The sequence below is a fragment of the Sphingomonas canaveralia genome, from assembly GCF_047238125.1.
Classification (GTDB): Bacteria; Pseudomonadota; Alphaproteobacteria; order Sphingomonadales; family Sphingomonadaceae; genus JBDFMH01.
Genome location: NZ_JBDFMH010000001.1, coordinates 1,239,419 through 1,262,846 on the forward strand (window position 1 = coordinate 1,239,419; position 23,428 = coordinate 1,262,846).

Consider the following 23,428-nt stretch of genomic DNA (forward strand, 5'->3'; position numbering starts at 1 on the left):
GCAGGTCCCCCGGATCGATCGAGGCATCCGGCACCTCCTGGCAACCGGCAGCCTCATCATTCAGCTATGCGGTCAGGCGAAGCTCACGCTGGTGCGGATCTTGCGGCGGCGCAGCGATGCGCCAGTCATGCCAAAGCCCGCGATCATCAGCGCCCAGCTGGCCGGTTCCGGCACTGCCGGGGTAACGGCGTCCAGCGTGAAGGTGAGGTTGTCGATGCCGAACAGGCGGACCGAGCCGTTGGGCGGATTGTTGAAGCCGCCGACGATGTCGATCTGCGCGATTCCACTCGCGGTCAGTGTCTGGATATCGAACTGGCCATTGTTCGCCATCACGTTGGACAGGCTTTGCAGCTGCCCACCCATCGCATCATAGGCGATGATGCTGACGCTGTTCTGGCCGCCGCCCGTGTAGAGGCCGAACGAAATCTCGCTGGCAGTCCCGTCGAAGGACAACGACATGATGTTGTAGCGCGGCGCCAGCAGATAGTCGGACGGCCCCGGCACCGGCGACGACGGCGTGATCTCACCGAAATTGCCGAGATAATTGCCGCTGCCGCCCGGCCCGGATGCCGCGATCAACCCCCAGGCATTGAGCGGGCCGCTGGTGTTATTTTGGGTATTGGTGCCCGAGATGGTGAGCCCCAGCGAAGCATATTGCGTGCTGATCGCCGTGCCGGTGCTCGGCAGGGTAGTGCCGTTCGGCAGCTGATCGAAGTTGATGATCGTCGCGGCTGTCGCGGGCATGGCAGCCGCCAGGGCGATTCCCACGGCGATCGTCTTGAGAAAAGGCATGAAAGTCCCCTGTTTCGAGCATCAGCCGTGACATGGCTGTTCTGCACTACATCGCATCACAGGATGATGGGCCAAACAAGGCCGCATTTACCGTTTCTTAATGTTGCCGAACCTTCACCTGCATCAGAATCGGACAGATCGGTCAGCGGCGCGCGATCTTTGCCGCTCGCCTGGTGATCGCCTATCCTGATGAGATGAAGACGCATCGTAACATCGTGGTCCTGACCGGAGCCGGTATCTCGGCCGAAAGCGGCCTCGCCACTTTCCGTGGCCCCGACGGACTTTGGGAAGGGCACCGGGTCGAGGACGTCTGCACACCCGAAGCGCTGGCGAAGGACGAGGCGCTGGTGCAGCGCTTTTATGATGCACGGCGGGCGGCGCTGGGTTCGGTCGAGCCGAACGCGGCGCATCTGGCGCTCGCACGGCTCGATGCCGAATGGGCAGGCGAACTGCTGATCGTCACCCAGAATGTCGATGACCTGCACGAGCGGGCCGGCACGCGACGGCTGACGCACATGCATGGCGAGCTCAAATCGGCGCTGTGTCGTGCGTGCGAGGAGCGCTCGCCGATCGCAGGGGATCTGATCGATGGCCCACCCTGCCCCGCCTGCGGCACGCCTGCAGCGCTGCGGCCCGATATCGTGTTCTTCGGGGAAATGCCTTACCAGATGGAGCGGATCGAAGCTGCGATCCAGGACTGCGACCTATTCGTCTCGATCGGAACATCGGGCGCGGTCTATCCGGCCGCCGGCTTCGTGCAGCTGGCAGGCGCTGTCGGTGCGGAGACGCTGGAGCTGAACCTCGAGCGATCCTCCGGCAGCGGCTGGTTCGACGTCTCGCGGCAGGGGCCGGCCAGCGTGCTGGTGCCCGATTGGGTCGCCACGCTGATCGGCTGAGCTTGCCTTCGCGGCCGATCCTGCCTAGGGCCGCACCGTCATTTGGGGAGTAGCCAGCCGCCATCCAGCATGGCGGGCGCGCGCATCGACATACCCGGCCGAGAGGCTGCGGTGCGCGCGGGGCCGGAACGGCCCGGGCGAGACCAATGGCATCGGCTTTCCGCACGGTCGGGCGGGAAGGACGATGCTGTTGGCTGGTTCTCGCTCGACCCCGGATGCTGCCGATGCTGACTTTCCTGATCCTTTCGCTGGCGCTGGCCATGGATGCCTTTGCCGTGGCTATCGTGCAGGGCGCCAGCGTGCGCTGCGGTGCTGCGGGCGCGGCCCGGCTCGGGCTGGCATTCGGCGCGGCGCAGGCGGCCATGGCAGGCCTTGGTTGGGCGCTGGGCGCATTCGCTGCGGGCTGGATCGCGAGCGTCGATCACTGGATCGCATTCGGCTTGCTCGGGATCCTCGGCCTCCGCATGATCCGCGAAGGCTTTTCCCCGGCGGATGATGCCGCGCCCGCACTGCTCGGCGGCACCGCGTTGCTGGCCGCAGCGCTCGCCACCAGCATCGATGCCGCTGCCGCCGGTGTCACCCTGCCACTGATCGGGCTGCCGGCGGCGGTGTCGCTCAGCGCGATCGGTATCGTTACCGCGCTGCTGAGCTTCGGGGGCACGCTGTTCGGTGCGCGACTGGGCGCGGCGTTCGGCAAGCGTGCGGAAATTGCGGGCGGGCTGGTCCTGGTCGGGCTCGGCATCAAGATCCTGATCGAGCATCTCGCCAGTTGAACGTCAGTCTACCCAGTCGAGCCCGATCTCGCGATAGAGGCCGCGATCCTCCTCCCATTTCGGGTTCACCTTGACGTGCAGGAACAGGTGCACCTTGCGGCCCAGCAGATCGGCTAGCTGGGTTCGCGCGCGGCTGCCGATCTCCTTCAGCCGGGTGCCGCCCTTGCCCAGGATGATCGCGCGCTGGGTATCGCGCGCCACCAGAATCTGCTGGTGGATCGCAACCGATCCGTCCTTGCGCTCCTCATATTTCTCGGTCTCAACCGCGCTGTCATAGGGCAGCTCGGCATGAAGCTGCAGATAGAGCTGCTCGCGCGTGATCTCCGCCGCCAGCATCCGGTCGGTCGCGTCGGACACCTGATCTTCGGGGAAATGCCACGGCCCCTCGGGCACGCGCGCGGCCAGCGCCGCCTTCAGGTCGGCAATGCCGTCACCGGTGGTGGCGGATACCATGAAGATCGCCTCCGGCTCCAGCGCGGCCTGCAGCTTTACCGCCAGCTCGAGCAGCTTTTCCTTCGCCGTCGCATCCACCTTGTTCAGAATCACGAGCTTGGGTTCGGGCCGCGCCGCCAGCTGCTCGACCAGCGGCGCGATCCGCTTCGTCAGCCCGGTGCTGGCATCGACCACGAACGCGATCAGATCCGCATCCTGCGTGCCGCCCCACGCCGCCGCCACCATCGCGCGATCGAGCCGGCGGCGCGGATCGAAGATGCCCGGCGTATCCACCAGCAGCAGCTGCGCCTCGCCTAGAATGGCGATGCCCATCAGCCGCACGCGCGTCGTTTGCGCCTTGGGGCTCACGATTGCCACCTTCTGGCCGACCAGCGCGTTGACCAGCGTCGATTTGCCCGCGTTCGGCGCGCCCACCACGGCGACGAGGCCGCATCTCTCGGTCATTGCAGTTTCTCCAGCAGCGCGCGGGCGGCGGCGGTTTCGGCCTCCTGCTTCGAATTGCCTTCCGCCTCGGCCGCCGCCCGGCCCGGTATCTCGACGGTGACGCGAAACGTGGGTTGATGATGCGGGCCCGCGCGGCCGGCCATCACATAGACGGGCGGGCGGCAGCGATTGGCGGCCGCCCATTCCTGCAGCGCCGATTTCGGGTGGCGGGGCGCCAGCCGCTGGCCATCCACCAGCCCTGCCCAATGGCGACGCACGAAATCGCGTGCCCCTGCCAGCCCCGCATCGAGGTAAAGCGCGCCGAGCAGTGCCTCGACCGCATCGCCGACGACATTGTCGCTATGTTGGGCGCCATCGTCCCGTGCCTGCTTGCCCAGCTTCAGTTGGCGCTGGACGCCGATCTCGCGTCCGACCTGCGCGCAGCTTTCGCGACTGACGAGGGCGTTGATCCGGCGTGAAAGTGCGCCTTCCGGTTCCTCCGGGAACAGTTCGAACAGCCATTCCGCAGCGATCAGGCCGAGCACGCGATCGCCGAGGAATTCGAGACGCTCATAATTGGCGATACCGGTGCTGGCATGCGTGAGTGCGCGCGCATAGGGCGCGGCATCGGCCGGCCGATGGCCGAGCACGCCCGCCAGCCAGTCAATAAAGTCGGATTGCATGGTGCGCCGATACGCATCGCCGGCCCGTTGGGCAACCGCGCCCGCGCCGGCAGGCGTTGACAGCCGGGGGCGGTCTTTCTATCTGGCGCGGCTCCGGTGCCCCGTCGTCTAAAGGTAAGACTACGGACTCTGACTCCGTCAATTGAGGTTCGAATCCTCACGGGGCATCCAGCGAACTTGGTCATCGCTCCGGTCGCCTTCTCGACACGAGACACCGACCATCCCCTCCCCCGGTCAGCCTCCGCAGGGAGCTGCAACACAGCCTAAGGTGTTATTCAGAAACACAATTCCTCTGAATGATCGCAGTGGACTGCAGGAAGAGCGACACTTTTCTACCTACGGTAATCGCGGCTTGTCTTCGTCGGATCTACTGTCTGGCCCTGGACAGTAGCTGGCAATGCGTCGCGTGTAGGCGGAGACTTTCGCAACAGCATTGCCAATATTGCCAAATTAGGATCGACTACCGGTCAATAAGATAAAGGGGGAGAGCGAGTCGGGGATGACGACGCCTTGCCGTGCGCACCAGCCCGGGCTCGCCGAGACGAATCCTGTCCGTACCCGTGCGGATTGGGAGGCGATGCGGGCCGCAGCGCTCGCCGATCCGGGCAGCTTCCATGGCGATATCGCGGCGCGGCAGATTCATTGGTTCGCCGACAGCATCGGCAACGGCGGCGCCTGGCTGTCACGGGCTCAGGATGGCGACTGGCACGGCTGGGACGCGCGGACCGCGCGTCCAATTACCCTCGACCCAGACAGCTTCACGCCCTGGACCAGTGCGTTCGACGGTTCGACCCCGCCGCACTGGCGCTGGTTCGTCGGCGGCCGCACCAACGCCGCGTTCAACGAGGTCGATCGACATGTGCTGGTCGGGCGTGGTCACGAGACCGCCCTGATCTTCGAAGGCGACCGCTGGGATATGGCCGCCGACGGCGGGCGCGGAGCGCCGCTCGACTGTTTTGCGGTCTCACGTAGGCAGTTGCTGCTGGAAAGCGCGAAATGCGCGCTGGCGCTGCAGGCGCTGGGGCTGAAGGCGGGCGACCGGATCGCGCTCAACATGCCCAGCATCGTGTCGCAGATCTTCTGGATCGAGGCGGCCAAGCGGCTCGGCATCGTCTACACTGCCGTGTTCGGCGGATTCAGCGACAAGACGCTGTCTGATCGGATCGCCGATGCCGGCGCGCGCGTGATCGTGACGTCCGATGGCAGCTACCGCAATGCGCAGGTAGCCGCGTTCAAGACCGCCTATACCGATCCAGCGCTCGACAATTACGTGCCGGTGGCGACCGCGCTGACGCTGCTGGCCGACGCGGATCTCGGGCTGGCCGCCGACGACGTAGAGAGCGTGCGCGCGATCGTTGCCGAGACGCTGGCCGGCGAAGTGACCGTCGAGCGGTCCGATGTGATGCGCGGCGTGGGTCGCGCGCTGAGTCTGCTCGGTCGCGACGGCAGGATCGGTGCAGCCGAGGCGGCACGGGTGCGGATTGCGGTGGCCACCAGCCTCGTCACGCTGCCGCCGCGGGTCGATGCCGTGATCGTGGTCCGCCATACCGCCCAGCCCGATATCGTCTGGCGACCGGAGCGCGACCGGTGGAGTCACGAACTGACCGATGCGGCGCTGGAGACGGTGCTCGACAAGGCCCGGGCGGCCGGCTTCGCGATCGGCAACGAAGCGGACCTGATGGCCCTTGCCGACACCGAGTTCGTACGCGCGATCTGGGCGTCGTCGCCGCCGCTGCCGGTCGATGCCGATTATCCCTTGTTCCTGATCTACACATCGGGATCGACGGGAAAGCCCAAGGGGGTCGTGCACGTGCACGGCGGCTACACCGCCGGCATCGCGCATACCATGAAGGTATCGTTCGACGCGCGGCCCGGCGACACGATCTATGTTGTGGCCGATCCCGGCTGGATCACGGGCCAAAGCTATCTGATCTCGGCTGCGCTTACGACCGGGGTGACGTCGGTCATCTCCGAAGGATCGCCCGTCTTTCCGCACGCCGGCCGGTTCGCCTCCATGATCGAACGGCATCGGGTGACGATCTTCAAGGCTGGTGTGACATTCCTGAAATCGGTGATGGCCGATCCGTCGAACCTGGCCGACGTCCAGCGATACGACCTCTCATCGCTGCGGGTCGCGACCTTTTGTGCCGAGCCGACATCGCCATCGGTGCAGGCCTTCGGGATGGCGCATGTCGTACCGCGCTACATCAACAGCTATTGGGCGACCGAGCATGGCGGCATCGCCTGGACGCATTTCTACGGCAACGATGATTTTCCGCTTCGGCCCGATGCCCATGCCTATCCCCTGCCCTGGATCGTCGGCGACGTCTGGGTAGAGGATGCGGACGGCGGCTCCGCCGAAGCCCCGTTCGTGCGCGACGGGCCAGACGGTGCCGCCTGGCGGCGGGCGGCGGCGGGTGAGAAGGGCGAGATCGTGATCGCTGCCCCCTACCCCTATCTCGCCCGCACGGTCTGGGGCGACGCCGCAAACTTCCGCGTTGACAAGGGAAACGTCGTCGGCGGCTGGCGAGGCGATCCGGCGCGCTGGGAGGATGGCTACTGGCGGCGATGGCGCGGTGCCTGGGGCTATACGCAGGGCGATTTCGCCGTGCGCCACGACGATGGCTCCTTCTCGTTCCACGGTCGCAGCGACGACGTGATCAACGTGTCCGGTCACCGGCTCGGCACCGAGGAAATCGAAGGTGCTGTGCTGCGCGACAAAGCGCTCGATCCGGATTCACCTGTCGGCAACGTGCTGGTGGTCGGTGCGCCGCACCGCGAAAAGGGGCTGACCCCGCTCGCCTTCGTAGTGCCGGCGGCGGGCCGCCGGCTGAGCCACGAGGACCGGAGACGGCTTGCCGAACTGGTCCGCACCGAGAAGGGCGCGGTCGCGGTGCCGGCCGACTTCATCGAGGTTTCGCAATTTCCCGAGACGCGCAGCGGCAAGTATATGCGTCGCATGGTGCGCGCGCTGGTGGAGGGCGGCGCCGTCGGCGACGTGACGACGCTGCGCAATCCGGAAAGCCTGACCGAACTGAAGACCGCGATCGACGATTGGCAGCGCCGGCAGCGGCTGTCCGAGGATCAGGCGCTGTTCGAGCGCTATCGCTACTTCCTGATCCAGTACAATGTGGTGGCGCCCGGCAAGCGCGTGGCGACGGTGACCATCACCAACCCGCCCGTTAACGCGCTCAACGAACGCGCGCTCGATGAATTGGTGATCGTGGTCGATCGCCTGTCGCGCGCCGATGATGTCGTGGCGGTGGTATTCACCGGCGAAGGTGCGCAGAGTTTCGTCGCAGGGGCCGACATCCGCCAGTTTCTCGACGAGATCCACACCGTCGAGGAAGCGCGCGTCCTGCCCGCCAACGCGCAGCTGGCGTTCAACAAGATCGAGGCGATGGACAAGCCTTGCATCGCCGCGATCCAGGGCGTGGCGCTGGGCGGCGGCATGGAATTCGCGCTGGCCTGCCATTACCGCATTGCCGAGCCGACCGCGCGCTTCGGGCAGCCGGAAATCCGGTTGCGCCTGATCCCCGGCTATGGCGGCACGCAGCGCCTGCCGCGGTTGCTGCATGGCGCCGACAGAGAATTCGGTTTGCGCAATGCGCTCGACCTGATCCTGGGTGGACGAAGTATCGACGCGGACAGCGCCCATGCGCTCGGCCTGATCGACTGGCTGGTAACCGACAGCGGGGACGCGGTGACCGCGGCGCACATGCTGGTTCGCGATTTTGTCCTGCACGGCGAGGATTGCCCGTTCGGCGAACGTTTCGCTTCGCGCCGCGCGGCTGCGAAGCGATCACGCGAGCCGGCCGATGTCGACCTTGCGGCCTCGCTTGCGGACCCGTTCGTCCAGCAAATTTGCCGCCAGCTGGAATGGGCGGGACGCGGCCAGGCGCGCGACATGGCGATCGACGCCATCCGCACCGGCCTGGAAGAGGGCATCGATGCCGGTCTGAGGCGGGAGGCCGATCACTTCGCGGCGGCCGTCGTCGATCCGAACGGCGGCAAGACCGGTATTCGCCAGTTTCTCGAGAAGGTCAGTCCGCCGCTGCCCGTTCGCCGCGACGGGCTATGGATCGACGACGCGCATCAGACCCGCCGACAGTTGCTAGTGGCGAGCGCTGACCTGCTGCCGGTGGGAGCGCCCTTCTATCCCGGCATCACGCCGATCCCGCGTAAACAACATGCCTTCGGCATCGCCCGCAGCCGCGAAACTGGCGAGCCCGGTTTCGGGCCGCCCGCGACGCACGAGCGCGAGCTGATCGTGCCGGTCGAGCGGCCCGATGCCAACGAGGCGCTGGTCTACATGCTGACCAGCGAAGTGAACTTCAACGACATCTGGGCGCTGACCGGCATCCCTGTATCGCCGTTCGACGGCCATGAGAACGACTATCAGACGACCGGTTCGGGCGGCATCGGGCTGATCGCGGCGCTGGGCAATTCGGCACGGGCCGAGGGGCGGCTGAAGGTCGGCGATCTCGTCGCGGTCTATTCTGGGACCAACGATCTCCTGTCGCCGCTGGTGGGCACCGATCCGATGTTCGCCGACTTCGCGATCCAGGGCTATGAAACGCCGACCGGCAGCCACGCCCAGTTCCTGGTTACGCAAGCGCCGCAGCTGCATGCGATCCCGCCCGGCCTGACGCTCGAGCAGGCCGGAAGCTATATTCTTAACCTCGGCACGGTGTGGCGCTGCCTGTTCACGACACTCCAGATCCGCGCCGGGCGTACCTTATTCGTCGAGGGGGCATCGACCGGGACCGGGCTTGATGCGCTGCGCAGCGCAGTCCGCACGGGGTTGCAGGTGACAGGACTTGTCTCAAGCCCGGCGCGCGCCGCGGCAATCGCAAAGCAGGGTGCAGTCGGCGCGATCGACCGGAAGGATGCTCGGTTCGCCGATCTCTACAGTGTCGTGCCCGAAGATGCGGAGGCCGCGCGGGCGTGGGAGGCTGCGGGGGCGACCATCGTGGCCGAATATGAGCGCATCAATGGCGGTCGGCGCGCCGACTATGTCGTCAGCCATGCCGGCGAGACCGCTTTTCCGCGCAGTTTCCAGCTGCTGGCCGAAGGCGGCACGCTCGCGTTCTACGGGGCGTCATCGGGCTATCACTTCAGCTTCATGGGCAAGCCCGGTTCGGTGCCTCCCGAAGAGATGCTGGCGCGGGCCGGCCTGCGTGGCGGCGAGGCTGTGCTGATCTATTATGGTCCGCGCTCGACCGACCTGATCGACGAGGCCGGCCTCGAGATGATCGAGGCCGCACGCCAGCTGAAGGCCCGGATCGTCGTCGCCACAACCACCGACGGCCAGCGCGAGCTGCTGCAGTCGCTTGGGCTGGAGGATGCGATCGAAGGCGTCGTCAGCCTGGAGGGGATCGCCCGTCGCGAGGGCGCCAATTTCCTGTGGCCCGATACGATGCCGCGCCTGCCCGATGCCAAGGCCGATATCGATGCATTCAAGGCGGCGGTGCGCGATTATCAGGAACGGGTAATGAAGCCGTTCGGCTCCGCGATCGGCCGCATCCTGCGATCGCCAGACAATCCACGCGGTGCGCCGGACGTGATCATGGAGCGGGTGGCGCAGGATACGCTGGGCGTCTCGACCTCGCTGGTCAAACCCTTCACCGGCCGGGTCGTCTTCGCCGAGGATCTCAGCGGGCGCCGCTTCACCTTTTATGCCCCCCAGGTCTGGACCCGGCAGCGGCGCATCCTGATGCCGACCGCATCGATCCTCGGCACGCATCTCTGCAACGCGTCCGAAGTGGCACGGATGAACGACATGATCGCCGCGGGTCTGCTCGAAGTGACCGAACCCGAAGTGGTGGAGTGGGCCGATCTGCCGGAAGCCCATCAGGCAATGTGGGAGAACCGGCACGCCGGGGCGACCTATGTCGTCAACCATGCGCTTCCCGCGATGGGCCTCAGGAGCCGTGACGCGCTGCTGGAGATGTGGGCGGCCCAGAACGCATCTGGATTGTCTGACCGGTCACCGACCGGCTTCGAGGGCAACGCGAACAAATAAACCGAGGGGGGAGAGCGACGATGGCGAAGGCAGCGACCGCGACACGGCCGACCACGCAGGCGGCCGGACGGCTTGAAGGCAAGATCGCCGTCGTCACCGGTGCCGCCGGCAATCTCGGCGGCCACATCGTTCGCCATTATCTGGCCGAAGGCGCCACGGTCGTGATGACCGGGCGATCGGCCGACCGCATCGAGGCGGCGGCCGCCGCCGCGCGGAAGGCATCCGGGTGTGATCCCGATCGCATCGCCACTACAGTGCTCGACGGTGCCGATCCGCAGTCGGTCCGCGACGGCATCGCGGGGATCGTTGCGCGCTTCGACCAGATCGACATCCTCGTCAACAATGCCGGTTCCACCGGGCCGAAGCAGCCGATCGAATCGCTGCCGCTCGACCGGGACGAACTCGCCGCGCTTCGCCAGCAAGGTTCCACCGACAGCGAAACCGTCGGCGACGCGGTGCGCAACCTGTTCGGGGTTGCGCTGAACCTCGTCCGTGCCGCCGCCCCGGCAATGCGCGAAGGCGGATCGATCATCAACGTCTCCACGATCTTCTCGCGGACGGCCTATTACGCCCGTGCCGCCTATGTGGTGCCGAAGGCGGCCATGAACGCCTGGTCGCGTGAGCTTTCGCTGGCGCTTGGCCCGCAGGGCATCCGCGTCAACCTAGTCTTTCCCGGACCAATCGAGAGCGAGCGGATCCGCACCGTCTTTGCCACGATGGACAAGGCACGCGGCGACGAGCCAGGTACCACCGCCGGCCAGTTCTTCGATATCATGTCGCTGGAACGCGGCGCCGACGGCAAACCGAAGGCCAAGAGTTTTCCCACGCCCGACGACGTGGCGAAAACCTGCGTCTTCCTCGGCAGTGACGAATCCGCCGCCTATAACGGCCATGATTTCGAGATCACGCACGGGATGAGCGTACGCAAGGAGGCGCGCTCCATCTATCTCTCCCGCCCGACCATGCGGTCGCTGGATGGCGCGGGGCTGGCAGTGCTGATCGCCGCCGGCAATGACTGGAGCGAAGCGCTGGACATCGCGAGGATCCAGATCGCTGCGGGCGCGCATGTGCTGCTCGGCCTTCCCCGTCAGGCCGATGTCGCGATCGCCCAGGCCCGCGCGAATGCCGAGAAGATCGGTGACCGGCTGACCATCGCGCGGTTCAACCGCACCGATCCGGCCGGCATGGAAGCGGCGCTGGCAGCGTATGGCGAGCATCATCCGCCGATCACCGGCGCGCTGTTCCTGCCGGTCCACGCGCCTGGCGAGTTGGTTGGCGAGCTCGTGGCGGCGAGCGACGAGGACATCTCCGCCTTCTTCGACGTCGAACTGGTCGGCGCGATTGCGCTGGCACGCACGCTGACCCGCTACTGGAAGCACCACGACACGCTGCTGCAGAGCCCACGCTTCGTGTTCCTATCCAATCCGACCGACGAGAAGGGCGACGTCTTTGCCAACGTGCTGCGCGCCGCGACCGAGCAGCTCGCGCGGATCTGGCGCGACGAATCCGCCGTCGATGTCGCGCATGGTCGCCGCCGCCAAGCCGAATGGGGCAACCAGATCGTCCGCTTCAACAACAACGAGCCGGAGAACCTGCGTTTCGCCGCGGGGCACGCCGCGCGCGTCCTGCTCAAGGAGAACAAGATCGCGGAAGTGACGCTGTATGTCCCGCGCAGCATCGGCGAGGCTACCGGCGCGCGCAAGGCGATGCCGGGGTTCAGCGAGAACATCACCGGGCTGCATCTGGGCAAGGTCGCGCTGATCACTGGTGGGTCGGCCGGGATCGGCGGCTCGATCGCACGGCTGCTGGCACTGGCCGGGGCCAAGGTGATGATGGTCGCGCGCCGCGAGAGCGAGCTTGCGGTTGCCCGCGCACGGATCGTCAACGAGCTCGAGGATATCGGCTTTGCCGGAGTCGAGCGCCGGGTGCAGACGATGGCAGGCCTCGACGTCAGCGATCTGGCCTCGCTGCGGACCGCGATCGACACGACGCTAAAGGCGTTCGGGCGGATCGATTATCTGATCAACAATGCCGGTGTTTCCGGCGCCGAGGACATGGTCGTCGACATGGGCCTCGACGCTTGGAACTACACGCTCGACGCAAATCTCATCTCCAATTTCGTGCTGATGCATCATGCCGTGCCGCTGATGAAGGCACAGGGTTCGGGCTATGTGCTGAACGTCTCATCCTATTTTGGCGGCGAGAAATATCTGGCTGTCGCTTATCCGAACCGTGCCGATTACGCGGTGTCCAAATCCGGCCAGCGCGCGATGGTCGAATCGATGGCGCGCTATCTGGGTCCGGAAGTGCAGTTCAATGCGATCGCCCCGGGCCCAGTGGCCGGTGATCGCCTGGCGGGCGTCGGCGGCCGACCCGGCCTGTTCGATCGGCGCGGCAAGCTAATCCTGGAAAACCGACGGCTGAACGCGATCCATGCCGCAGTGATCAAGGCGCTGCGACGCGGCACGCGGGTCGAGGCCGTGCTGAGCCGGCTCGCGCCCAACGATACGGTGCGGATGTCGCACGACACCCACACCCCGCGTGAGATCCGCGATCTGGCGCTGGCCTGCGCCAAGGAAGGCGATGGCATCTGCAGCTGGGATCGGTTCCTGATGACGCCCGAAATCGCGGAGCGGCTGGTGCAGCGGCTGCGCCGCGGCGGCTATTTCCTCGATGCGCCCGACTGGCGCGACCGGCCCGACACCGAAGCAGCCAATAGCGACTGGCTGTTGAAGACGCCGTCCGCCGACACCCCCTTCCTGCCGGCCGAACGCATCGCAGCCGAGGCCAAGAAGGTGGGCAGCGGCGTCCTGAAACAGCTGTTCCTGGGCAAGATGCCGACCGAAGCGGATGTCGCCCAGGCGACGGTCTTCTTCCTCGCTGATCGCGCGGTCAGCGGCGAGACTTTCATGCCGTCAGGCGGGCTGAGCGTCGAACGATCGACCACCGAGCGTGAACTGTTCGGAAGCCCAAAGCAGGAGCGGCTTGATCAGATGCGTGGCCGCACGGTTTGGCTGATCGGCGAGCATCTGACCGATCATTTGGCCGAGGCGGCCCGCCAATTCCTGGTCGATTGCCACGCCGCGCGCGTCGTCGTGATGACCCGGTCCGCCGAGGCGTTTGCCGCGCTCGAGCCGGCACTTGCCGGTTTGGAGCAGCCCGCGCTGGAATCGGTCCTGCTGGACGATGGCGTCGAAGCAGCGATGGATGCGGCGTTGCTGCGTTGGGGCCGGCCCACGACGATCGTATCGACCCCGCTGGAGGCGTTGCCGACCCGGCTGTTCGAAACCGATGCACTGCTGACTCCGGACGACTTCCGCGCGCTCGTCGCACATAATCTGACGGCGCACTTCCGTGTCGCGCGCAAGGCATCGCTCTACGACGGCTGCCAACTGGTCCTCGTCTCACCGGACGTGGCGATGGGCGACACCAGTGCCGCCTTTGCGCTCGCCAATTTCGTCAAGACGACGCTGCACGCCTTCACCGCGACGCTGGCGGTCGAGAATGAGCGGCTCGTGCACGATGTTCCGGTCAACCAGATCAACCTGACGCGTCGCGTGCGATCGGAGGAGCCGCGCGACCTGGAGGAGCATCTCGAAGAAGTGAAGCGCTTCGCGCGCGCGGTGCTGCTGCTCGGCGCACCGCTGCCCGACGCCGAGGATTCGCGCTATCGCGCCCGGATTTACCGCGGCATGTCGATGACGGTGTGACCAGCTATCTGCCCTTCGAGAAACCGGTCGAGGCGCTGATCGCGAGCGCGGCGGCGCTGCGAGAAGCCGGCGGGCACAAGGCTGGTCCGCCGATGTTGGAGGAGCGAGCCGCCCGCCAGCTTGCCGACATCTATGCGCGGCTGACTCCGTGGCAGCGCACCCAGGTGGCAAGGCACCCGCAACGACCTCATTTCCCACAGCTGGTCGCCGGGTTGTTCGAGGAGTTCGTTGCCCTTGCCGGCGACCGCGCATTCAGGGACGATCAGGCGATCCTCGGCGGCTTCGCGACCTTCCTCGGGCGGAAGATCATGGTCATCGGTCATGCCCGGGGAGAAACAACGGAGAGCCGGCTGCGGCACAATTTTGGAATGGCGCGGCCGGAGGGGTACCGCAAGGCCACCCGGCTGATGACGCTGGCGCACCGATTCGACCTGCCGGTCATTACACTGGTGGACACGCCGGGCGCGTTTCCAGGGGTCAGCGCCGAAGCGCGGGGGCAGGCCGAGGCAATCGCACAATGCACCGCGAAATCCCTGTCGCTGGGCGTGCCGACGATCGCGGTGATCGTCGGCGAAGGCGGATCGGGCGGCGCGGTTGCGCTGGCAGCGGCCAACCGCGTGCTGATGCTGGAACATGCGATCTATTCCGTGATCTCGCCCGAAGGCTGCGCATCGATCCTTTGGCGGGACCCGGCACGCGCGCCCGATGCGGCCGAGGCCATGCGGATCACCGCCGCCGATCTGCTGCGCCTCGGCGTCATCCATCGCATCGTCTACGAGCCCGCGGGCGGCGCGCATCGCCATCCTGTCGAGACGATCCGGCGCCTGTCACTGGCGATCGACACCGAACTGAAGGCACTGGCGGGCCTGACCCCGTCCCAGCTGCGCGAAGACCGCCGTAATTTCCTGATGAAGATCGGCGTTTAACGATGAGCCGATCGCACAGTCAGATTGCTCTGGCCGTAACGCCCTCGCCATAAAGCCAGCATCTTGAGTGTCGACCGGACGCAATAAGGACGCGTCTGCGGAGCGCCACCATGACTGCCTTGCCATCGCATGTTCCCGAGGATCGGGTCGTCGATTTCGACATCTATTTTCCGCCCGATGTCGAGGCCGACTATCATGCCGCGTGGCGCGCGCTGCAGTCGCCCGATCGCTCTTTGGTATGGACGACACGCAATGGCGGCCACTGGATCGTGACCCGCGGCGAACATATCCGCACGCTCTGGGCCGATGCCAAGCGGCTGTCGAGCGAGGTGCTGGCGGTGCCGCGCGGGCTGGGCGAAGTGATGCGCTTCATCCCGCTGCAGCAGGATCCGCCCGAACATACGCCGTTCCGAAATGCGGTGATGCGGGGGTTCGCGTCCAAGTTCATCGTCGCGATCGAGCCGCAGGTCATCGAGAATGCACGCGCGCTGATCGATGGGCTTGCCCCGCTCGGCGGCTGCGACTTCGTGGCTGATTTCGCCGAGGTGCTGCCGATCGACATCTTCCTGACCCTGATCGATGTGCCGCGTGAAGATCGCCCCATGCTCCGCAAGCTGGGCGCGCAGCTGACCCGCCCCGATGGCAGCATGACCGTGGAGCAGTTGCGGCAAAGCGCCGACGATTATCTGGCGCCCTATGTCGAGGCGCGACTGGCGGATCCCGGCGAGGATCTGCTGAGCCGGATCCTGTCGGTACCGATCGATGGCCGGCCTTGGACCATCGATGAAGCACGCCGGATGTGCCGCAACATCCTGTTCGGCGGGCTCGATACGGTCGCCGCGATGATGGGGTTCGTGATGCTGCATCTCGCCCGCCATCCGGCCGACCAGCAGGCACTGCGCGACGATCCGGCGGAGATTCCCGACGCGGTCGACGAACTGATGCGGCGCTGCGCCAGCGTATCGGTCAGCCGCAACTGCACGGAGGATATCGACCTCGACGGCGTGACGCTGAAGGAGGGCGACATCGTCTATTTGCCAAGCGTGCTACACAATCTGGATCCGTTGAGCTTCCCGGACGCCGACGCCGTACGGTTCGATCGAAAGCTGAACGCCACCAAGCACTCCACGATGGGCGGTGGGCCACATCGCTGCGTCGGTGCGGGCCTCGCGCGCATGGAAATCATCGCGATGCTGCGCGAATGGCTTGCCCATATTCCGAGTTTCGCGCTCGATCCGGCGCGCCCGGTGACGATGAAGGGCGGTAATGTCGGCGCCTGCGTATCCCTGCCGCTGACTTGGGCCGCATGAGGGCGACACCCGCCACGACGCTGTCCGACCTGATCGACCGGGCTGCGATCGGCGATCTGGTCGATCATTATGCCCATGGCGTCGATCGTCGCGACTGGGCGCTCTACCGCTCGGTCTTCGCGCAGGAAGTGATTGCGGACTTCGCCTGGTCAGGCGTGGTCGAGACCATGGCGGCAGACGATTGGGTTGCCCTCGTCGCGCGCACGCTGGCACCGTTCGATGCCACCCATCACCGCATTTCGAACTATCTCGTCGCGCTCGATGGCGATCGCGCACAGATCCGGGCGCAGATGATCGCACGCCACATGCTGGGCGAAGAGACCCACGCGATCGGCGGTTTCTATACCCATGATGTGATCCGCACGCCCGCCGGCTGGCGGATCGCGCGGCTTGCGCTGACGATCACCTGGGAACAGGGCGATCGTGCGCTGTTCGAACGCGCGGCTGCCCTGGGTGCGCGACCGCGGGGCGATGTCGGCGCGCAGGGCATGGCTTGACCGGCATGACGCTGGAGGAGCTGGCCGATCGCGTCGCGATCACCGATGTCATCAACCGCTATGCTCGTGCGATGGACCGGATGGATGCAGCGCTCGCGCTGTCCTGCTGGCACCCGGGCGGCACCGACGATCATGCGCCGCTGTTCGCGGGCACCGCGGAGGCGTTCATCGCCTGGCTGTGGCCGCTGCACGCCGCGATGGAGACGACCCGGCACGTCGTGACCAATATCCAGATCGTGCTGGATGGAGACCGCGCAGGCACCGAGAGCTATTGGACTGTCACGCTGCGCATGGCGGGTGCGGACGGCGCGCGGCACGACGTGATCGGTCAAGGTCGCTATGTCGACGAGTTCGAGCGTATCGACGGCGTATGGGCGATCCGCCACCGCCAGTCGCTGCACGACTGGGACCGGGTCGATCCCGTCGTCGCGACGATGGCGGATGCCCCAGCAACCGTGCCGCCCTCGGCCGCGCATGTCCCGCCCAAGACGGTCGCGCGCGACCGGACCGACCACTCCTATTCCGTGCTGGAGCGCCGATGACTGCCAACTTGTTCGAACCGCTCGATCTCGGCCGGGTCACCCTGCCCAACCGGATCGTGATGGCGCCGATGACACGGCAGCGATCCGGGCTGGATGGGGTGCCGACCGATCTCGTCGTCGAACATTATCGGCAGCGTGCCGGCGCGGGGCTGATCGTGACCGAAGGGGTTTTCCCGTCTGCGATGGGCTGCGGCTATCTGTTCTCCCCGGGCCTCCACACGCCGGAACAGACCGCCGGCTGGCGACGCGTGGCAGATGCGGTGCACGGCGCGGGGGGACGCATCTTCGCGCAGGTGATGCATGTCGGCCGCCTGTCCGATCCGTTGATGCTGGGCGGGCGCCAGCCGGTCGGCGCATCTGCCGTGCAACCCGATCCGACCGCGCGCCACTACACGGTGACCTGCCCGCGGCCCAAGCGCCCCTACCCCGAGCCACGCGCGTTGAGCCATGCCGAGGTTCTGGGCGTGATCGACGACTACAAGGCCTGTGCGCAGGCGGCGCTGGATGCGGGTCTCGACGGGGTCGAAGTTCACGCCGCATCCGGCTATCTGCCGATGCAGTTTCTCTCCACGAACAGCAATCTGCGCACCGACGAATGGGGCGGCAACGTCGAGAAGCGCGCGGCATTCCTGCTGGCCTGCGTCGATGCCATGGCGGAAGTGGCCGGGCCAAAATTTGTCGCGGTCAAGCTTTCGCCAGGCTGGACCTTCCACAATGTGTTCGATGACGATCCGATCGCGACCTACAGCCATGTCGTGTCTGCGCTATCGGCGCGTGACATCGCCTATCTGCAGCTAGGCGATTATGGCGTGGGCTGGGATGTGTATGGCACGCTCAGGCCGCTGTTCGACGGGCCGGCGATGTATGTTGCCGGCTTTACCCGGGCGAGCGGTGCCGAGGCGATTGCGTCGCGGGGCGCGGACATGATCGCCTTTGGTCAGGCCTATATCGCCAACCCCGATCTGGCGGAGCGCTATGCGGCCGGGCAGCCACTCAACCGCCCGCAGATCGCGACCTATTACACGCAAGGCGCCGAAGGCTATACCGACTATCCGGTCTTCGCCGATGTGACAGAAGGCGCCGCACTTCAGGATGTAGATGCGCCGCCAACGCCGATCGATCCGCTCGTCACCGGCTGAGGCCGGGCGCCAGCGATTCGATAAAACCGAAAGACGCCCACTCCCTCCATGACATTTTTATGTCTAGAGGGGCGCGATGGATCAGCATCTGAACGGGAGCGGCAGCGCGCGATGGACGGCGATCGTGCTGGCCGGCGAACGGCCGGGCGGCGATCCGTTCGCCGCGGCATCGGGCGCATCGCTGAAAGCCGCGATCCGCGTGCAGGGCGTAGCGCTGCTCGATCATGTCGTCGCGGCTCTGCGCTCCGTGCCGGCGATCGGCGACATCGTGATCCTGGCGCAGGATATCGACGCCCTTTCGGCATCGGACATGGAATGGACGCGCGATCCGCGCCGCGTCCGCCTGGTCCGCAGTGGCAGGGGCATCGCCGCCAGCGTGTCGGCAATCACGGGCACCGCCGAGGCGCCGTGGCCGATCCTGGTGACCACTGCCGACAATGCGCTGCTGACGCCCGATCGGATACGCGCCTTCCTGGATCAGGCAGGGGATACCGACATCACGGTGGGCGTCGGCGAGCGCGCGATCGTCGAGCAGGTCTTCCCGCAGACGTCGCGGACGTGGCTCAAATTCCGCGACGGCCATTATTCGGGGGCGAACCTGTTCGCGCTCCGCTCACCACGTGCGTCGGGCGTGCTCGCCAAATGGGCGAAGATCGAATCGGACCGCAAGAAGGGGCTGAAACTTGTAGCCAGCTTCGGCCCGTTGCTTCTGCTACGTGCGTTGACCCGGACGATCGACTTCGCCGATGCGATCGCGCGCGCCGCGAACCGGCTGGGATGCACGGCGAAGCCGGTGATCCTCGATGCCGAAGCGCCGATTGATGTCGACAAGCCCGCCGATCTCGCGCTTGTCGAGCAAATCATGGCGGCGCGCGCTGCGGCGGCGGGCGGCGGACGTGGCTGAGGAGCAGGATAGCGCGATCACCATCTTCGATGTCGATCGCACGCTGACCAGGCGACCGACCTATTCGGCCTTCCTGATCCATGCGGCGCTGCGCCATGCACCGTGGCGGCTGCTTTTGCTGCCGGCGCTACTGCCGACCGCGATCGGCTATGCGGCGGGTCGCACGCCGCGCAAGCGGATGAAGGAGGCGATGCACCGGATCGCGCTGGGCGCACGGCTCGATCGGAAGCACGCCGAACCGCTGGCGGAAGCATTCGCCAAGGCGGTCGTCGAACATGGCCTCTTCCGCGAGGCGGCCGCAGCGATCGCACGGCAGAAGGCCGAGGGCCGGTCCATCATGCTCGCGACCGCCGCGCCCGAACTCTATATCGCGCCGCTCGCCAGGCAGCTGGGAATCGACATGGTGCTTGCCAGCCGAAACAGCTGGGAAGGCGGCTGGCTGACACCCGCGATCGGCGGCGAGAATTGCTACGGCCCGGACAAGCTGGCGATGATCCGGGCATCGCTGGAAGCCCAGGGCATCGATCGCACGCGTGCGCACATCCGTTTCTTTTCCGATCACATCTCGGACGTACCGACCTTCGAGTGGGCGGACGAAGCCTATCTGGTCAATCCGTCGCCGAAGCTGCGCGCCATCGGGCGACAGCGGGGCTGGCAGGAACTCGACTGGCGATCCGCCTGAACCAGATGCGAGGCCGGGGCGATCAGGGCGCCAGCTTGGTATCGAGATGATCCGACAGCCGCATCGCCAGCGCGACGATGGTCAGCGTCGGATTGGCCCAGCCGCCGGTCGGGAAGACCGAGCTGCCCGCTACGAACAGGTTGTGATAGCCATGGACGCGGCAATCGGCATCGACCACGCCGGTCGCAGGCGTCTCACCCATGCGAGTGCCGCCGACCTGATGATAGTTTCCGATCGGGTGGTTGCCCACGGTGGGATCGACCGGCCACTGCACGCCCGGCTCCTCCAGCCACTGGCTCGGTACGACCGATCCAAGGCCCAGCCGGCGGAATTCGGAATCGAAGGTGCGGGCGATCACGCAGGCGGTGTGCTTATCGATCTCGCTCAATTGCCAATCCAGGTTCGCGCGACGGCTGCCCAGCGCGTCCCGCTCGGCCGATAGCAGCACGCGGCTGTCGGGGTTTGGCGCCTGTTCACCGCGCGTCATCAAGTAAAGGCCAGTCATCCCGGCTTTCGCACGCGCTTTCTCCACCTGGCTGCGCAAACCACGGTGAAACCACGACCGCACGGCGCGATAGGCATGATCAAGCGCGCGGCCGCGCTTGCTGGGCGCGATCGAGTGTTTCAGGTTGTGGTAGAGCTTGTTGCCGAGCGCCACCCCGTGGCGGGGATCGCGCTGCAGCTTGAAGGTCATGATGCTGTTGAGCGCATGTTCGCGGCGCTGGGTGGCATCGCCCAGCCGCAACGCAGGCGCCAGCGGCGGGCCGTCATGCATGAACCGCTTCTGGAACAGGGACCAGAGCTCATAGGGCTGCTTCGTCTCGATCCGGCCGATCCGGCCGGTCGGATGTTCCATGAAATAGCGGCCGACCAGATCGCGGCCATTGCCGATGCCGGCCGCCTCGATATCGTCGGATGCCAGCAGCAGCCGGCTATTCTCCATCGCGCCGCAGGCGACCACGAACTGTCGCGCGGTGATCCTGCGGGTATTTCCGCCGAGCGTACGCACTTCGACATGATCAACGCCGCGCGCGTCCGGCGTCGCCCGGATCGCGACCGCATTGGCATGGAGCAGAACGCGCACCTTGGCCGAATCTGTCAGGTCGCGGCTGCGGGCGGCAATGAAGCGGTCGGTCGTCTCGTCGAAGCGCCAGAGCACCGCATCGATCGCGCCGGGATCGAAGCCCGGCGCGGCCACCCCCAGCGCGTCCCACACCCGTGTCGAATAGTCATAATCGCCGAGCTCGAAGAAGTCGTGCGCGCGGCGGTAGAAGGGATCGAGATCGGCCAGCGTGATCGGCCAGCCGCTATGATCCACCCAGTCACGACGCTCGAAATCGATCGCGTCCAGCTTGGCGCAGCGCCCGCCCCAGATCGATACCGTGCCGCCAAAGAAACGCAGCCGCGCCTGATCGAGATCATAATAGGGCATGCCGACATTGGCGCCGCGGTACAGATCCTGAGTGGCCTGTTCGAAATCGAGCCCGCCGCTTTCCAGCAACAGCACATCATGCCCTCGCGCCGCCAGCCCGCGTGCCAGCGTGATGCCGGCCGCACCCGCGCCAATGATGCAGACATCGGCCGGAGCGATCTCGGCCTGGGGATGGGTTTCCAGATCGATCAGCATTCGATTCTCACTGTCAGGCGGCGCGCGCGGTCGATCCGCGGCCGACGGCGATGTTCTGATCCCACCAGCAGCTGAACATGGCGATCGCGTACAGCATCCGGCCGTGATTTGCGGTGCCGTCGCGATGTTCGGCGAACAGTGCCTCGACCGCGGACGGCCGCAGATAACCGGCCGCCGCCGCGCCGCTGTCGTTCCAGATCGTGCGCGCGAATTCGGCGAAATCGCCGCGAAACCATTCTGCGAACGGCAGCTGGAAGCCGCGCTTGCGCATGTCGAACGTGCCCGGCGGCAGCCAGTCCTTGGTCGCTTCGCGCAGCGCAAATTTGCCGACCTTGCCGCGCATCTTCATCGATCGCGGCATCGTCATCACCCAATCGACGAAGATATGCGACAGGAACGGCACGCGTGCCTCGATCGAATGGGCCATGCTCGGACGATCGAGGCGGGGCAACAGCGATCCCGGCATGTGGATCGTCAGATCGGCAAGCTGGAACTGCTCCAGCGGATCGAGCCCGCGGCCGATGCCACTGCCGAAATATTCCTGCTCCAGCCGGGCGAGATCGTCGTCATGCCGCTGTCGCGCAAGGAAATCGGGCTCGTAGAGCCGCGCGCGCGCCTGGGGCGACGACATCTGCGTGCCGGCGAAGAAGCGCTGGAAGCTGCTGTCCAGCCGTGCCGCTTCGATGAACTTCACCGCATTCTGGCGCTTGTAGCTCCAGCGCGGCGATGCGCCGCCCGGGATTGCCTCGACCAGTCCGGCGAGCGGGCCGAGCGCCTTGATCAGTGGGCTCCACCGTGCTGCTTCCAGCGCGGTTCGCTGCCGCTTGTAGCCGGCGAAGATCTCGTCCGATCCTTCGCCGCACAGCACGACCTTCACATGCTCGGCCGCCAGCTTCGACAGATGCCAGTGAGGGACTGCCGAGGTTGCTGCACAGGGCTCATCGAACGACGCCTGCACCGCGGGCAGGAGATCGGCGGTGCGTGCCGCTTCCAGCTGCAGCACGATGTGTTCAAGCCCCAGGTGGCGGGCGATCCGCGCGGCCTGCTCGGTCTCGTCGATCCGGGATCCCGGATAGCCGATCGTGAACGCCTTGAACGGTGTCGGATCGATCTTCGTCATCGCTGCCGACATCGCGCTGGAATCAACCCCGCCCGACAGGAACACACCGACCGGCACATCAGACAGCATGTGGCGGCGCGTGGTTTCCAGGAAGCGGCGCCGCGTCTCCTCGATCCATTCGCCTTCGCTCATCGCTGGGCCGTGGCGGAAGCTCGGCTGCCAGAACGGCCGAACGACTGCGTCCCCGGTGGCCTCGACCCGCAGCACATGGCCGGGATCGAGGCTGCGGACCTGGGCGAAGATCGAGCGCGGCGGCTGCACATGGCCGAACATGAAGAAGTCATGCACGCCGCGGTCGCTGACATCGAAGCTGTGCCCGGGCAGCGGCCGCAACGCCCGGATCTCGGACGCGAACGCGAGCCCGCCATTCTGTTCGGTCACATAGAGCGGCTTGACGCCCAGCGGGTCGCGCGCCAGCGTCAGACTGCGCGTCGCGCGATCCCAAATGGCGGTCGCGAACATGCCTTCCAGCCGTATCCAGGCATCGTCGCCCCAGTGCAGATAGGCGGCCAGCAGCGTTTCGGTATCGCTATGGGTCTCGAACCGATGGCCTGCCGCCTCGAGTGCGGGACGCAGTTCGAGATGGTTGTAGATCTCGCCGTTGGTGACGATCACGTAGCGGCCGTCAGGGCTGGTCATCGGCTGGTGGCCGCCGGCCAGATCGATGATGCTCAGCCGTCGCATCCCGAAGCCGAAATCGCCGTCGATGAACTGGCCCTGATCGTCCGGCCCGCGATGGATGATCGTGTCGCATTGCTGGCGGATCTGATCCGTGGAGACAGTGCGCGACGAGCGCGCATACCATCCGGCAATTCCGCACATCGACTGTCTGCGCTCCCAAGCGAGGAAGGATGGACACGCACTGCGCGGCCAAGGCCACCGGCGACGCCGGCAAGCGCTCGCGGATAGGCGATCGGACGCGCGCT

General features: G+C 66.3%; 17 protein-coding genes, 1 tRNA gene and 1 riboswitch. Of the genes, 12 read left to right on the forward strand and 6 right to left on the reverse strand.

Annotated features, from left to right (window positions below; translation table 11 throughout):
- Positions 1-72 precede the first annotated feature (72 nt).
- Entirely contained in the window at positions 73-792 is a 720-nt protein-coding gene (locus tag ABC347_RS05950) for a PEPxxWA-CTERM sorting domain-containing protein (RefSeq protein ID WP_413244814.1), read from the reverse strand.
- Between the two features lie 56 nt (positions 793-848).
- Complete coding sequence (locus tag ABC347_RS05955; RefSeq protein ID WP_413244815.1) at positions 849-998, reverse strand: hypothetical protein; 150 nt, start codon at positions 996-998, stop codon at positions 849-851.
- Between ABC347_RS05955 and ABC347_RS05960 the strand changes: the two genes are divergently transcribed.
- Together ABC347_RS05960 and ABC347_RS05965 are read left to right on the forward strand one after the other, a co-directional pair.
- Positions 987-1,688 (forward strand): NAD-dependent deacylase, encoded by a 702-nt coding sequence (locus ABC347_RS05960; protein WP_413244816.1) that lies wholly within the window; start codon positions 987-989, stop codon positions 1,686-1,688. The two genes, ABC347_RS05955 and ABC347_RS05960, sit on opposite strands and share 12 nt — an antisense overlap.
- A gap of 31 nt (positions 1,689-1,719) precedes the next feature.
- A riboswitch (yybP-ykoY riboswitch) is annotated at positions 1,720-1,849 on the forward strand.
- A gap of 63 nt (positions 1,850-1,912) precedes the next feature.
- A complete protein-coding gene (locus tag ABC347_RS05965) occupies positions 1,913-2,461 on the forward strand; it encodes a manganese efflux pump MntP (protein WP_413244817.1) in 549 nt (182 codons plus the stop codon).
- Between the two features lie 3 nt (positions 2,462-2,464).
- On the opposite strand, the gene era is transcribed toward ABC347_RS05965, so the two are convergent.
- Positions 2,465-3,358 carry a GTPase Era gene (gene era / locus ABC347_RS05970; protein WP_413244818.1) on the reverse strand — a complete coding sequence of 298 codons (894 nt, stop codon included), beginning with the start codon at positions 3,356-3,358 and terminating at the stop codon, positions 2,465-2,467.
- Positions 3,355-4,020 (reverse strand): ribonuclease III, encoded by a 666-nt coding sequence (rnc, locus tag ABC347_RS05975; RefSeq protein WP_413244819.1) that lies wholly within the window; start codon positions 4,018-4,020, stop codon positions 3,355-3,357. The genes era and rnc overlap by 4 nt, the downstream gene beginning before the upstream one ends.
- 97 nt (positions 4,021-4,117) lie before the next feature.
- Here rnc and ABC347_RS05980 point away from each other — a divergent pair.
- The 10 genes from ABC347_RS05980 (at position 4,118) to ABC347_RS06025 (ending at position 19,755) form a co-directional block, all read left to right on the forward strand.
- Positions 4,118-4,191, forward strand: a tRNA-Gln gene (locus ABC347_RS05980).
- A gap of 328 nt (positions 4,192-4,519) precedes the next feature.
- A complete protein-coding gene (locus ABC347_RS05985; RefSeq protein WP_413244820.1) occupies positions 4,520-10,045 on the forward strand; it encodes an AMP-binding protein in 5,526 nt (1,841 codons plus the stop codon).
- Between the two features lie 20 nt (positions 10,046-10,065).
- Positions 10,066-13,755: an SDR family NAD(P)-dependent oxidoreductase gene (locus ABC347_RS05990; protein WP_413244821.1), complete on the forward strand. Its 3,690-nt coding sequence runs from the start codon at positions 10,066-10,068 to the stop codon at positions 13,753-13,755.
- On the forward strand, positions 13,752-14,681 hold the full coding sequence (locus tag ABC347_RS05995) for an acetyl-CoA carboxylase carboxyltransferase subunit alpha (protein ID WP_413244822.1): 930 nt from the start codon (positions 13,752-13,754) through the stop codon (positions 14,679-14,681). The genes ABC347_RS05990 and ABC347_RS05995 overlap by 4 nt, the downstream gene beginning before the upstream one ends.
- A gap of 110 nt (positions 14,682-14,791) precedes the next feature.
- Complete coding sequence (locus ABC347_RS06000) at positions 14,792-15,991, forward strand: cytochrome P450 (protein WP_413244823.1); 1,200 nt, start codon at positions 14,792-14,794, stop codon at positions 15,989-15,991.
- The gene (locus ABC347_RS06005) at positions 15,988-16,488 is read left to right on the forward strand and encodes a nuclear transport factor 2 family protein (protein ID WP_413244824.1); all 501 of its coding nucleotides are present in this window, start codon (positions 15,988-15,990) and stop codon (positions 16,486-16,488) included. The genes ABC347_RS06000 and ABC347_RS06005 overlap by 4 nt, the downstream gene beginning before the upstream one ends.
- Before the next feature lie 5 nt (positions 16,489-16,493).
- On the forward strand, positions 16,494-17,030 hold the full coding sequence (locus ABC347_RS06010) for a nuclear transport factor 2 family protein (protein ID WP_413247011.1): 537 nt from the start codon (positions 16,494-16,496) through the stop codon (positions 17,028-17,030).
- Positions 17,027-18,169 carry an alkene reductase gene (locus ABC347_RS06015; protein WP_413244825.1) on the forward strand — a complete coding sequence of 381 codons (1,143 nt, stop codon included), beginning with the start codon at positions 17,027-17,029 and terminating at the stop codon, positions 18,167-18,169. The genes ABC347_RS06010 and ABC347_RS06015 overlap by 4 nt, the downstream gene beginning before the upstream one ends.
- Before the next feature lie 76 nt (positions 18,170-18,245).
- The gene (locus ABC347_RS06020; RefSeq protein WP_413244826.1) at positions 18,246-19,073 is read left to right on the forward strand and encodes a nucleotidyltransferase family protein; all 828 of its coding nucleotides are present in this window, start codon (positions 18,246-18,248) and stop codon (positions 19,071-19,073) included.
- A complete protein-coding gene (locus ABC347_RS06025) occupies positions 19,066-19,755 on the forward strand; it encodes an HAD family hydrolase (protein WP_413244827.1) in 690 nt (229 codons plus the stop codon). Before ABC347_RS06020 ends, ABC347_RS06025 begins: the two co-directional genes overlap by 8 nt.
- A 22-nt stretch (positions 19,756-19,777) precedes the next feature.
- On the opposite strand, the gene ABC347_RS06030 is transcribed toward ABC347_RS06025, so the two are convergent.
- Together ABC347_RS06030 and asnB are read right to left on the reverse strand one after the other, a co-directional pair.
- A complete protein-coding gene (locus ABC347_RS06030; RefSeq protein WP_413244828.1) occupies positions 19,778-21,382 on the reverse strand; it encodes an FAD-dependent oxidoreductase in 1,605 nt (534 codons plus the stop codon).
- A 13-nt stretch (positions 21,383-21,395) separates the two neighbouring features.
- On the reverse strand, positions 21,396-23,324 hold the full coding sequence (gene asnB, locus ABC347_RS06035; protein ID WP_413244829.1) for an asparagine synthase (glutamine-hydrolyzing): 1,929 nt from the start codon (positions 23,322-23,324) through the stop codon (positions 21,396-21,398).
- Positions 23,325-23,428: the final 104 nt, after the last annotated feature.